Genomic DNA, 13,097 nt, shown 5'->3' with positions numbered 1-13,097 from the left:
CTTAATCACTGGCTGGGGGCGGGTTTATTAATCCTCCGGTTGGGAGGCGATAAACTAGCAGAACCCCCCGACAATTATCAATTATTAATTAATCACCGGGTGAGGGCGAGTTGATTAATCCTCCGGTTGGGAAACGATAAACTAGCAGAACCCCCCGACAATTATCAATTATTAATTAATCACCGGGTGAGGGCGGGTTTATTAATCCTCTCCTAGGCAAACGATAAACTGGCAGAACCCGCCCCGACAATTAACAATTATTAATTATTAATTATTAATTATTAATTATTTGCGTTTTCGATTATTAAGAATCTGTTACCCTAGAGTGTACCCATTCCACAATAGCATCAGCCAAAGTAGTCGCTAATTTCCGCTGTTCAACCGGGTTAATAATCCATTCAAACTCTTCGGGATTAATCATAAACCCTAATTCCAATAATACCGAAGGGGTAACAGAAGGACGAGTTAGGGCGAGATTATTCCAAAAGACACCATAGGAAGGTCGATCCAATTTTTCCACCAAATAATTATGCAGAAAAACCGCTAAATTGTGGGCTTGGGGATGAAACCAAAACATCCCAACTCCCTTGGTATTGATGGCATCTCCATTATCCGGTAAGGCATTATAATGAATCGAAAAAGCCAGATCCGGCTTTTGTTGATTAATCATTTCCACCCGTTCATGAGGCCATAAATCATCATCACCCTCGCGGGTCATAAACACCGTTGCACCCCGTTTAATTAACTCACTTTGCAACAGAGAAGACATGATCAAAGCGACATCTTTTTCCGGGTATCCTGTCGGTCCTCTCGCGCCTAAATCCTCATCACTACCATGTCCGGGGTCTAGTAAAATTTTCACCCCGGTTAGAGGTCTTCCCCGGCGAATAGATGCCAGAAAACTCTGATCATCTAACGCACCCAATTCGGGGGGATGTTTAAGGGATAAAACCAAAGTTGTGCCAGCATAATTAACTTCATATCCCCACTGCTGAGAAGTTCTAAAATGGAAAGTATATTCAACCGCTGCTTGAGTTTCTCCCATGGGTGAGAGAACAGGTTGCCAGTCCATCCGTTCAATTAATGGGTTATCATCAAAGCGGATAGTATCAGTTTGGGCAGTTGTATTATGCAGAGTAATAGTTAAAGTTCGATCGCCCTGTTTAATACTAATCGGAACCGGAACTTGTAAAGGAAAATAAACCTTAGTCCATTGTCCATCTCGGCGCGCACTAGCGCTGCGAATCATGGAATTAGGAGGAATAGAACCGGAGAAAATCCGGGTTTCATCCGCTTTTATCCATCCGCCATAGTCCAGACGTAAATAATCTCCATCCCTACCAGTAATGCGCGACCGGGTTCCTTTGGGAAGCGGAGTTAGACGGGAATAAGTAGTGCTAGGTCCGGTTCTGGCGACCCCTGCATCGACAATTACTTCGGCGATTTCAAATTGAGTCGGAGACAAAATAGACACGGTTCCGGTGGCTGTTTGCGTGACGGTTTCACCATTGAGAATAAGTTGATATCGGGGTTGACCTAAATCGATCGCCTTCCGATTATTAGCAAAATCAGTATCTGGGGAAATAGTGGCGCATCCCCCGAACTTTCCCCCTATATTTATAGGTTCGTTGGTGCCAGTCAAAACCGCCTTATTATCAGGAAGTTGCCGACTTTCAGTTTGCTTAAATAGCGGGATAGTTTCCCCCCCAATATTCACGGAAACTTCGGCGTTAGGAGGTGCGATCGCACTAAAACAAAGAATTTCCCCTGGCAGTCGGGAAATGGGGCTAGAAGGGGTCAAGGATTCCGGCACAAACGCTATTCCATCGGGGATAGGTGGTTGATTAGAAAGGCGGGTAATAGTGCGGCGAATTTCCTGATCACCGTGGCGGAGGATAAATTCATTTTCCCCTAATTCCAGAGGAAAAGTGGGGGCGAAATGTCCCCCTTGACTGCGATCGATAACTTGACCATTGATTAATACCTCACCATGGGGGGCGGCGGTGCCAATTAGAAAAATGCGATCGGATATAGTCCTATGTTGGTTAGGAGGATACGCTACAAATAAAGGCTGTTCTGCTAATGCTGGAGTGATCATCACTAAAGCAAAGACTATTAATCCTAATATAATTTTTTTCATCAGTGCTAATTATTCTAATGGTGTCACTGCTATGGATTTTGTCAAAAGGCGATCGCCCTTTCCGGGGCTGATTAACCCCCCTGTTCATAGCAAATCCCTACTGCTATCCCAAATTCTAGCAGCAGGGAGTTAAGATGACCACTGTTTAGTTAATAGTTAATTCCGCAGAACCCCATTCCCCATTTACGCAATCGGTCGCGCATAGAATGAAACCCCTTGACCGATGAAATTGGGTAAATCATTAGCAAAGGCTGCTTGACTTGGATCAATCGTATAGAAATGACCATTAGTATCCAGATTAAAAGCTCTGAATACGGGTAATGCACCAGGCACGGGAGACGAAAAAACCCGAATCGAAGTTCCGGGATCATCCGGGACCCATTCTTCCAGAGTTTGCACAAAACTAATTTCCCCGGGATTGCTGGCATAGAAAAAACCACCCTGGGAGTTTCTAAAGCGTTGTAGGACTGTATCTCCCTCTGATACAAATTCAAACCCCTCATTCACAAATCTTTGTGGATTGCTGGCTAAGGTGTTTTTTTCCATTTGATCAGCCGTAAAAATATGGGAACCCGCCTCAGCATCCCAGAATCTAGCTACACCTGTCAAAGGATCGACATCGGGGCCAGCAAACTCATTAGGTCCTAAAATTCCCCCATTAGCAATATCTGGAGGGTTTAAACTTCCTAAATCAACACTAACCGCTAATTGATAGTCTTGGGGTAGTTCTCCAGTCGGGGGAAATGTGCTAGTATCCGGCAGAGGATCATAACTTGTTACCCGCACTAAATACCGGGAAACCCCATCGGCTCTCAGGGTACTCGGTGCCCCTAAACCTGTGCCAAATTCAATCTGACCTGGCGCAATAGTGGCGTTTCGGTTTCCCAAGGCGCGATCGTCATTGGCTGCGATCGGACTTTGACCAGGGAAAGGAGCAGTATCATTAGGCCCAAGTTGAAAAACTTTCACAATTGGGTCATATTGCATTGTATTAAATGCGTCTACAGCGATCGAAACATTCGCATTGGGAAAGGTAGGCTGAATAATATAATCATCGTAGCGGGTCAGTAAGGCTGGATTACGCAGAGAGGGACTAGCCGGATCGGTGGCGCTTAATTGTTCTCGGACAACTTGAGCATTAGTCATTTTTTACGACTCCTCATGATAAATATTGCACCGAATAATAGCCATAATACCGACACCTGTGGGGAGTTGGTAGTTTTAGGGATTCCATAAACTATGGCTTATACAATCATTTATACCATATTTTTGATCAGGTGAAGATTAAGTTTTTCTTAACTAACCTGACCCGCCAGTGGTTATGGTTTTCCCTGACTATGCACTCCCGTAGTCCCTGGGGGAAATGCACTATTGTTACTCCCAGGTAGTTAGTCAGGGTTTCTCAACAACTAATCACGATTCACTCAACCTCGTAAACCATCCCCACGTATGCGATCGCACTGTGAGTAAACTGTGAGTAAACTGTGAGTAATGCTCAGTGATTAGACAGCTACCAAAATCTGCGATCGCACTTGTGCAATCAACTCATTTAAACCATCAGAATTTAACCGATAGCTGAGGGGATGAGCAATCAGTTGAGCCGTACTTTGAAACAACACCTCAATTTCCACTAAGCCATTTTCCTGTAGCGTGCGACCCGTTGACACCAAATCCACGATCGCCTCAGACATTCCCGTAATCGGCCCTAATTCAACCGACCCATAAAGTGGTATAATCTCCACAGGTAAATCAATGCTCTCAAAATATTCACTCGCACAGTGAACAAACTTAGAAGCAACTCGGCTATGGGGGGGGAGTTGGACCGGACGACTATAGGGGCTAGATTTTTTCACAGCTACCGACATCCGACATCCTCCGAATTGGAGATCAACCACAGAAGCCACCTGAGAACCTTTTTCCCGCAGAACATCATAGCCCACAATCCCCAATTGCGCCTGACCATATTCTACATAAACAGGCACATCCTGGGCTCGTACCAGCAAAGCCTTAGCCGTTTTTGTCGGATCTTCAATCTGTAATTGGCGATTAGCCGAATCCAGAAAAGCGCTAAAATCCAGTCCAACCGCTTTGAACAAATCAATACTATCTTTCAGTAAAGCGCCTTTAGGAAGTGCAACAGTAATCATAATAACTTCGGAAATTTATTTAACCATGAGTTAGCTTAACCTTACTGGAACAATATTGATACAATCTTATTAAATCTTTCCGTTGCAGCCTCGCCCTCAAAGACCCTTTTCCTCTTCCTTCCCCATGTACTGTTTTGGGGTTGACAGGGAGACCTAGACCCGAAACCATGAGGCGAGTTGCTATGAGTCGCCCAGAATCACCGCTGCTTTAGCGCCGTGAGTACGTCAATATGTCAACAAATTTAGCTTAATATTCATGCGGATTCTACTTGTAGATGATGAAGTGGAATTAACCAATTCCCTCAGTCGCGCCCTCAGTCGAGAAGGTTATACAGTCGATAAGGCTTATGAAGGTATACAAGCCGGGACCCTCGCCCAAAACCATCACTATGACCTATTGATTCTTGATTGGATGTTACCCCATCAATCAGGATTAGAAATTTGCGCCCAATTGCGATCGCAGCAAAACCGCACCCCCATACTATTTCTCACCGCCAAAGATACCCTAGACGACCGGGTAAAAGGACTAGACGCAGGCGCAGACGACTATTTAGTTAAACCCTTTGAACTGCGGGAACTACTAGCCAGAGTCAGGGCGCTATTGCGTCGCCCTCCTATTTTAGATGTCGCAGTCACCTCTAACCGCCTAGAATTCGGTGATCTGCAATTCGATTGTGAAACTCAATTAGCCTATCGTGGACAAAGAGCGATCGAATTATCAGAAAAGGAAAGCCAATTACTAGAGTATCTCATGCGCCACCCCGGACAACTCCTCACCCACACCGAAATTCACCAACACCTATGGGGAGAAACAGATAAAAAACCCAGCAGCAACGTCCTAGCTGCTCAAATTCGCCTCCTGCGGCGCAAAATCGAACTACCCAACGAAGTCCCCCTCGTCCACACTGTCTATGGAAAAGGATATCGATTTGGGAATTAGTTTTTCTTGGCCTCCCCTGACTACTTCTGTTCAGGATGAGATGCACCTGGTAAATTTTGCCCCATCTTATTGATAGCAGCAATCATAAGATATAAACGCCCCACGTCCCGTTGATTAAAATAAAAAACTAAGCGGGGTAGATGTTCCGTTTCATCTCCTAATTCCTTGGGAAGGGCGGGGCTTTTTTCTATGCGTCCCCGCGAGAGAATATCCTGAAAATCTTGATTAAGATATTCTACCTGTTCATCACTCAGTTCACAATTTAGGCGCATCACAAATAAATCCCCCACATAGCGACTAGAGTGATACACCTGGTAAAAATCAGCGATCGCCGCCTCTGCTACAGCCAAACTATCTGTAATCGTGTAGATACTAGGGTCATCCTGGGAAATCAAACCCCGTCGCAAAAGCTGTTTTCTGACAAATTCTTGCCAATCATACCAATAATCTCCCCCCGGATGGTCAATCAAAATCACCGGAGCCGGGCCAAACTTTCCCGTTTGAGCCAAAGTCAAACCCTCAAAAGTTTCGTCCAAAGTGCCAAAACCACCCGGAAACATAGCCAAAGCGTCACTTTCGCGCAGAAAAAACAATTTGCGGGTGAAAAAATACTTAAACTTAATCAGCTTAGGATCTCCCTCAATGTAGGGATTAGAAAACTGCTCAAAGGGGAGTTTGATATTTAAACCAAACGATCGCTCTGCACCCGCGCCCAAATTAGCCGCTTCCATAATTCCGCCGCCAGCGCCTGTTAGCACCATAAATCCCTGCTGAGTCATCGAACGCGCTAACTCTACCGCCATATCATATTCTGGGGCTTTTGGTGAAGTTCTCGCCGAACCAAAAATGCAGATTTTGCGAACATGGCGATAAGGATAAAAAATCTCAAATCCCTGTTCCATATCCAACACAGCAGCCGAGAGAATTTTCCAGTCCAAGGACTCAATCTCCGATTGTGCTATACGCACCAGGCTAGAAAGCGATCGCAAAATCCATTTTTCGTGCTTTAATTCCGGTAGCTCATCAATGAGTTCGTTAATCTCTCTCTTGAGAGATGCCAGCGTATCTCCATTTCCAGAAGCATTCATAAAATCAGAACAACTGACAACAATTCGCCCTATATTCGCAGTTTGACCGGGCTATCTATCTACAAAATTCCACCAATCATAGCTGAAAATTCCAGGAAAAGGGGCAGGCGGGACAACCCGCTTGCCGACTCTCCACCTTGGACCTGACAGACAGGCTTTTTATTTATTGACACTCCCGCCGCCTTGACTAATGGTGCAGGTAGGATAGGGATAGTTTGCCTCATGGCGGGAAATTTCCGTAACACCTTACGCGCATTAATTAGGGGTCGAGATAGGTTGGAGAACCTTTAATCCCGCTCAAACCTGATTCTTTGGGAGCCTATCACATATAAAGCCCTTAATCTCAAGTTTCGGGTCTAGCCCATGGTTTAAAGGTACTTTTCTAATGTATTAGCAAGGGTACTTTTAGGAACCGCTCCCACCACCATATCGACCTTCTGGCCGCCTTTAAAGATCATTAATGTGGGAATACTGCGAATTCCATATTGGCTTGCTACCTGGGGATTTTCATCGGTATTGAGCTTAACAACTTTAATCTGTCCATCGTACTGCTCTGCAATTTCCTCAACTACAGGGGCGACCATGCGACACGGGCCACACCAGGGAGCCCAGAAATCCACCAGCACCGGAAGTTCGCTTTCCAGTACATCCTGCTCAAAGGTGCTATCAGTAACTTCTACGGCTGTTGACATTCCTTCCAATCCTTAATCTAAATCGTAAATCATTCTACCACCAAACCAACTGGGGCAGAATTAGCAATTTTGTCCCGATGGTTCTGATACCAGGCTGTACAAAAGACTACAGCATATCGAAGTTAATCATATCAGGCGATCGCCAAAAATTTTGGCTAACCTAAACGATTACCCAATTAAGAAACCGCCCGAACCGTAGGTCCAGGCGGAGTGTGGTGTGAGGAGTGAACGGAAACATTTGTCTCCGCCACTTCTATTGTGGCACTTTTTCCCAAATAATTCCAGTGGGTAACACTAAATTTTACGATACTTAATCAGACCACCCCCCGGAAAAATCAGCCAGTCGGGTACAGAAAGCCCAATAATTGCTACTTACCCATTCCCAATTGTTGTGCCTTTTGATAGACCTTACCCTCAGTCAACAGCGAGGGAGCAATCACCACCTCTACCTGCTGCATTTCTTTGATAGTCTTCGCTCCCAAAGTTCCCATACTCGTTTTTAAAGCTCCCAGCAGGTTGTGTGTCCCATCATCCAACTGAGCCGGACCCCGGAGAATTTGCTCTAATGTTCCCGTAGAACCCACCTGAATCCGTGTTCCCCTGGGAAGCACAGGACTAGGAGTAGCCATACCCCAGTGAAATCCCCGTCCTGGAGATTCTTCAGCACGAGCAAAGGGAGAGCCAATCATCACACCATCAGCACCGCAAGCAATACACTTACAGATATCGCCCCCAGTAATTAATCCTCCATCAGCAATCACAGAAACATAACGCCCAGTTTCCTGATAAAAATCATCACGAGCCGCAGCACAATCAGCCACCGCCGTCGCCTGGGGAACTCCCACCCCTAACACACCACGAGAAGTACAAGCCGCACCCGGTCCAATACCTACCAATATTCCCGCCGCTCCGGCTTTCATTAGGTTGAGCGCCACCTCTAATGTGACACAGTTACCTAAAATCACCGGGATAGGCATATTTGCACAAAACTGAGCCAAATCTAAGGGAGTCACCGATTCCGGGGACAGAAAAGCCGTTGAAACCACCGTAGCTTGTACAAAAAATAAGTCTGCTCCCGCTTCAGCAACAGTACCGCCATATTTACTGGCTCCGGCTGGAGTAGCACTAACCGCCGCAATACCGCCCTGAGCCTTAATTTCGGCAATCCGTTTTTTAATCAGTTCCGGCTTAATCGGTTCAGCATAGAGTTCTTGCATCAAGGTCACAAACTCCGTTTTTCCCACCGAGGCAATCCGATCTAAAATCGGGTTGGGATCTTCATAACGGGTCTGGATACCCTCTAAGTTCAGAACCCCCAACGCACCGATTTGGCTCAGTTTCACCGCCATATTCACGTCTACCACGCTATCCATGGCACTAGCAATAATCGGAATTTCTCGGTTAATATTGCCAATAGTCCAACTGGTATCCGCTAAACTTGGATCAAGGGTTCGATGGCCAGGAACTAGGGCAATTTCATCAATTCCGTATGCTCGACGAGCCTTTTTGCCACGCCCAATTACAATATCCACTTCTTTACAGGTTCCTAACACTATTTAGTTAGCCTATCAAATTATCAAAATTGGTGGCGCATATCAACCAGGAAATCTCACCTGACCCCGGCTCACTCCTCCTAGTCCCCCCGGCTACAACCCATCCTTACCACTCTTCACAGATTAATTTTGGGTTAAGTTTTGCATTTAGTGTTGAATATTTGGGGATATATCGCTAGGCTAATGATAAGTCAATCTTTTCTCTTGATAAGCGATCCCTATGAGTACCACCCGCACTGACCGCAACCACACGACTCTCCCTAATTCTAACCATGATCAAAATTTTGACTTTGACCAGTGGGTGAAAGCCGTCAAACCTCAGCTTATGGCTGCATTGCGCGCTAATCACCCCATTAGTGATATTCAGACAAATGGTAGATATCACCAAAAAAGGTAGCCATTGATAACAGGGTATTTTGATTAAAATTTATTCTGTTTATATGTGAAGACAAACTGACTCCCCAAACCGCAACTTATCAGTTGAAAATGGGGAGTTATACTTATGTCAAGATTATCGAAATGACGAAAATGTATTGGTAAACTATTTATTAAATACCATAAACTCAGCCTAAGTCTTTAGTGATGGGGATTTTGTAGCCTAGGCTACAGAAAAATTTTTAATATGCACTTATCACATCATCATAATGTCTAAAAAGCATAATATCCTGAAAGTCCAACTGATTACTCGATTCTGCACCTGTTCCCTGGGGCTGTTTTTGCTGTGTCCCCTACTATCAGCTATGTATCCATCGTCCCCGGCTTTAGCTGAGTTTCCGCGCGCGGCTTCTGTCAGTTCATCCGATCGCCAAAAGATTTTAGAATCTCTCAAAACGGCTAACATCATCTATCTGGGGGAAACCCACGACAACACCCTGGACCATCAAGCCCAATTCGAGATTTTGCAAATATTGCATCAGCACAATCCCCAAATAGCGATCGCCATGGAAATGTTCCAGCGTCCCTATCAGTCAGTGATAGATCAATATTTAGCGGGGGAGATCTCAGAAACCCAACTGGTCCGGGACACGGAATATCTGCAACGTTGGGGTTTTCCCTGGAAATATTACGCCCCCATTGTTAGATTTGCGCGGGAGAATCAACTTCCGGTTTTAGCCATTAATACCCCCACGGAGGTGACGCGACAAGTGGCGGCGGGGGGGTTAGCCAGCCTACAAACTGAACACAAACGCTACATTCCCCCCATTGAGGAAATCAAGACGGATAATGAAAACTATCGGCAAATGCTCTACAATGTCTATAGGCAACACCAACATCAAGGCAGTGAGGGCGGGTTCGATCGCTTTGTGGAAGCCCAAGTTCTTTGGGATGAAACGATGGCTGATGCGATCGCCAATTTTGTCCAAGCTAACCCAGACTTTACCGTGGTAGTTATTGTCGGAAAGGGTCATGTAGTCTACAACTATGGCATCCCCTCCCGCGTGGAAAGACGATTAGCTGATGCCAATATCGTTCAGCGATCGGTTTTATTTCAATCTCCCCACCAAGACAGTCTACCCACAAATATAGCTGATTTCATCTGGAAACACGATACACCACAAACCAAAACCACCCAGCGATATTATAGCTGAGGCGTTCAAGTGGACCTGGGGGGAATTTAAGGCTGTACAGGCTCAAAATTTGTAGCCCCTGGGACTATAAGCCTCTATGCTGTGGTGTTGTAAAGTTTCAATAAGGATATAGTTCAGATATAGTCATATCTGATAACATACGGACGCGGGAACTGTCAGAACCCAGAAAAGAAGCAGGAATCAGTTATCAAACTGCCTGGTGGTTAAAACCAGGAAATTTGACGATTCATCAATTGCCGTATTTTAGGATTATCATAACTTAATAGGCGATTGAAAGCCACTTGAATATACTCTACTTTTAAAAACTATTAACCCCGAAAACATTGACCCCAGGAATTTGAGACAATTCAGATGATTAATCAACCCCGTTTCCCGGCGCATATAGGTCAAGGATTGGCTTTTCCACTGTTCGTAAATCAGCAAGGCAATTGGGCTTTGAGTGCAGGCGATCGCAACGTCCGAGAGTCGATCTTACTAATTTTGATGACCAATATTGGGGAGCGAGTCAACCGGCCAGAGTTCGGCTGTCGTTTGTGGGAACTCAGCTTTGCACCAATCAACTCGGAAACCCTGATGTTAATGCGAATCTTCGTGCAAGAAGCCTTAGAACAGTGGGAACCGCGCATCATGCTGAGAGACGTAGAAGCGATTCCCGACCCCGATGGTGGGAGAGTAGATTTAGTGATTAACTATAGTCTCAAACCCAGTGAAGATAAGAGGAGCCTAGTCTATCCTTTCTATCTGCAAAAAGAGCCGGAATAAGCTGCCATGGTATTCAACTTTTTACCCAACCTTCCCAAAGCCAGCCTAGATGATCGGACCTATGAGGATCTGCTGCAAGAATGCTTGTTAAGAATCCCTCGCTATTGTCCCGAGTGGAGTAACTACAACCCCAGCGATCCAGGGATAACCTTGCTGGAACTGTTTGCATGGTTGATGGACCAGATGCTGAGTCGCTTCAACCAGCTTCCCAGGCGAAACTACGTCCTATTTTTAGAACTGCTAGGAATTCGCCTACAGCCTCCCAACCCCGCCCAAACGGAAATCACCTTTTATCTGGTATCAGATCTTCCCGAAGCCTATACCATCCCCGAAGGCATCGAAATAGCGACCACTAGGCTACCTGATGCGGAATCAATCGTATTTAGTACGGCTCGCCCGTTAGTTATTGGCAGACCCCTGATCGGACACATTCTGCACGCTGAAACCCCAGAAGAGACCCCAAAAATGTTGCGCGATCGGTTAACGAACTGGTGGACGAGGACAGAAGATGGCACATGGTCTGGCCCAGAACTGTCGTTGTTTAGCGATCGCCCCGAACCAGGGCAATGTTTTTACCTAGTCTTTCACCCTGACAGTACCATTGAAGGCAACGTCATCGCTCTCTCAGTCAGAGGCCAAGCAGCCACACCCACAGGGATAAACCCCGACCATCCCCCTCGTCGTTGGGAAGCCTGGAATGGGAGATACTGGCAATCAGTCCTACTGACAGAAGCAGACGACGAAAGCCAAGGCTTCAGTTTTCAAGATGTAGTCAAACAGGGTCGAAACCCCCAAGGCGGATCAGATATTATTTTGCATTTACCCGTAGAATTTCCCGTCGCCCAGTTCACCGCCTATCAAGGTCGCTGGCTGCGCTGCGTCTACACAGAACCCACCCCTGACGAATCCCCTTATAGTGCATCCCCCCGCATTGTCGGCATCAGTTCCCGTGCGGTCGGAGGAAGCACCATAGCCACCCAGTGTCAAGTAATCAGCGACGAATTACTAGGAGTGAGCGACGGGACTCCAGGCCTAGCATACCGACTCCAACGCACCCCGGTGCTGGCTCGCCTCCCCGGAGAATACCTAACTGTTACCCCGACCGGAGAACTACCTCAAACTTGGGAAGAAGTCCCGGACTTTTCCAATTCCCGACCGGACGATCGCCACTATGTGATCGACTCCCTAACCGGAATAGTACAATTTGGACCCCAGGTGAGCGAACCGACTCAACTAGTGCGAGAAACCGAGTATCGCGCTCTGTGGCAAACCACAGGCAACTCTAGGGCAGTTTTACCCGCCGACCATCAAAAGCGACAGTATGGTGCTATACCCCCAGCCGGAGCCGCTGTGCAAATGGTTCGCTATCGTACCGGAGGAGGAGTCAAGGGGAACGTCCAACCCGGAACCATCACCGTGATGAAAACTGCTGTACCCTACGTCGGGGCTGTGGTCAACCATATTCCAGCCCGATCTGGTTCCGATGCCGAATCCTTGGAGATGGCCGCCATTCGCGTCCCCCAAATGTTGCGAACCCGCGATCGCGCTGTCACCCCCGAAGACTTTGAAACCCTAGCAATAGTAGCAGGACAAGGAGCGATCGCCCGCTCTCGCTGTCTCAGGGCAAGTCCTGGGGAAGCGGGAACCGTTGAATTGCTGTTGATACCCCGCACCAGTTTGCTAGGTATCGAACAAGGAGTCGGCATTTCTCCCGATGAATTAGCCATCAGTTCCGAACTCAATCGCCAGGTTCTCAGCTACCTTGATGAACGTCGCCTGCTGGGGATACAAGTAAAATGTCGCGAACCAGAGTATGTGGGAGTCGTCGTCGCCGCCGAAATCACTATCGGAGCGCAATACAACAACCCCAACGCCCGGGAAGAGATGCGATCGCAATTGCAAATAGCTCTGTATCGGTTCCTTAACCCCATCATTGGCGGCGCTCAATCCCAAGGTTGGCCATTCGGTCAGCCCCTGTATACAGCCGATATCATCGCCCTACTACAGCAATTTCCTACTGTGATCAGCTTGGGGGCTGTGCAACTCTTTCCGATCCGCCGTCAGGGCGGGCGGTGGGTGCGGGGACAACCTACAGCCATCATTGACCCTGGTTCTAACGGCACTATCTGTTCCTGGTCTGATGTGGCAGGGGGTTGGAGTCACATTATCAATATTATCTATTAAGA

Annotated in this window: 11 protein-coding genes; 5 read left to right on the top strand and 6 right to left on the bottom strand. The window is 46.8% G+C overall.

The features are described from left to right. Positions 1 to 304: 304 nt before the first annotated feature. The 3 genes from P5683_RS04265 to hisG all read right to left on the bottom strand — a co-directional run bounded on the left by P5683_RS04265 (position 305) and on the right by hisG (position 4,287). Entirely contained in the window at positions 305 to 2,140 is a 1,836-nt protein-coding gene (locus tag P5683_RS04265; protein ID WP_315639230.1) for an N-acetylmuramoyl-L-alanine amidase, read from the bottom strand. Positions 2,141 to 2,323: 183 nt separating this feature from the next. Further along, complete coding sequence (locus tag P5683_RS04260) at positions 2,324 to 3,286, bottom strand: hypothetical protein (RefSeq protein WP_006669026.1); 963 nt, start codon at positions 3,284 to 3,286, stop codon at positions 2,324 to 2,326. A 356-nt stretch (positions 3,287 to 3,642) separates the two neighbouring features. Beyond that, positions 3,643 to 4,287 (bottom strand): ATP phosphoribosyltransferase, encoded by a 645-nt coding sequence (hisG, locus tag P5683_RS04255; protein WP_315639227.1) that lies wholly within the window; start codon positions 4,285 to 4,287, stop codon positions 3,643 to 3,645. 256 nt (positions 4,288 to 4,543) lie between these two features. Here hisG and rppA point away from each other — a divergent pair, with 256 nt between their 5' ends. Continuing rightward, entirely contained in the window at positions 4,544 to 5,227 is a 684-nt protein-coding gene (gene rppA, locus P5683_RS04250) for a two-component system response regulator RppA (protein ID WP_006626022.1), read from the top strand. A 20-nt stretch (positions 5,228 to 5,247) separates the two neighbouring features. Here the strand turns inward: rppA and P5683_RS04245 are convergent, their stop codons facing one another. The 3 genes from P5683_RS04245 to P5683_RS04235 form a co-directional block, all read right to left on the bottom strand. Then, positions 5,248 to 6,315: an LOG family protein gene (locus tag P5683_RS04245; RefSeq protein ID WP_006669025.1), complete on the bottom strand. Its 1,068-nt coding sequence runs from the start codon at positions 6,313 to 6,315 to the stop codon at positions 5,248 to 5,250. Positions 6,316 to 6,683: 368 nt separating this feature from the next. Then, positions 6,684 to 7,007, bottom strand: a complete 324-nt coding sequence (gene trxA, locus P5683_RS04240; protein ID WP_006626020.1) for a thioredoxin — start codon at positions 7,005 to 7,007, stop codon at positions 6,684 to 6,686. Between the two features lie 368 nt (positions 7,008 to 7,375). Then, complete coding sequence (locus tag P5683_RS04235; protein ID WP_035760216.1) at positions 7,376 to 8,539, bottom strand: GuaB3 family IMP dehydrogenase-related protein; 1,164 nt, start codon at positions 8,537 to 8,539, stop codon at positions 7,376 to 7,378. 241 nt (positions 8,540 to 8,780) lie between these two features. Between P5683_RS04235 and P5683_RS04230 the strand changes: the two genes are divergently transcribed. The 4 genes from P5683_RS04230 (at position 8,781) to P5683_RS04215 (ending at position 13,095) form a co-directional block, all read left to right on the top strand. After that, positions 8,781 to 8,957 (top strand): hypothetical protein, encoded by a 177-nt coding sequence (locus P5683_RS04230; protein WP_315639221.1) that lies wholly within the window; start codon positions 8,781 to 8,783, stop codon positions 8,955 to 8,957. Between the two features lie 247 nt (positions 8,958 to 9,204). Further along, a complete protein-coding gene (locus tag P5683_RS04225; protein WP_315639219.1) occupies positions 9,205 to 10,149 on the top strand; it encodes a ChaN family lipoprotein in 945 nt (314 codons plus the stop codon). 351 nt (positions 10,150 to 10,500) lie between these two features. Next, positions 10,501 to 10,911, top strand: coding sequence for a GPW/gp25 family protein (locus P5683_RS04220; protein ID WP_006626015.1), 411 nt, complete (start codon positions 10,501 to 10,503; stop codon positions 10,909 to 10,911). 6 nt (positions 10,912 to 10,917) lie between these two features. After that, positions 10,918 to 13,095: a putative baseplate assembly protein gene (locus P5683_RS04215; RefSeq protein WP_006669024.1), complete on the top strand. Its 2,178-nt coding sequence runs from the start codon at positions 10,918 to 10,920 to the stop codon at positions 13,093 to 13,095. The last annotated feature ends 2 nt before the right edge of the window (positions 13,096 to 13,097 follow it).

This window comes from Limnospira sp. PMC 1279.21 (assembly GCF_032349615.1).
Classification (GTDB): domain Bacteria; phylum Cyanobacteriota; class Cyanobacteriia; order Cyanobacteriales; family Microcoleaceae; genus Limnospira; species Limnospira fusiformis.
The sequence above is the reverse complement of the archived record's forward strand: the minus strand, read 5'-3'. Positions and strand labels throughout refer to the sequence as shown.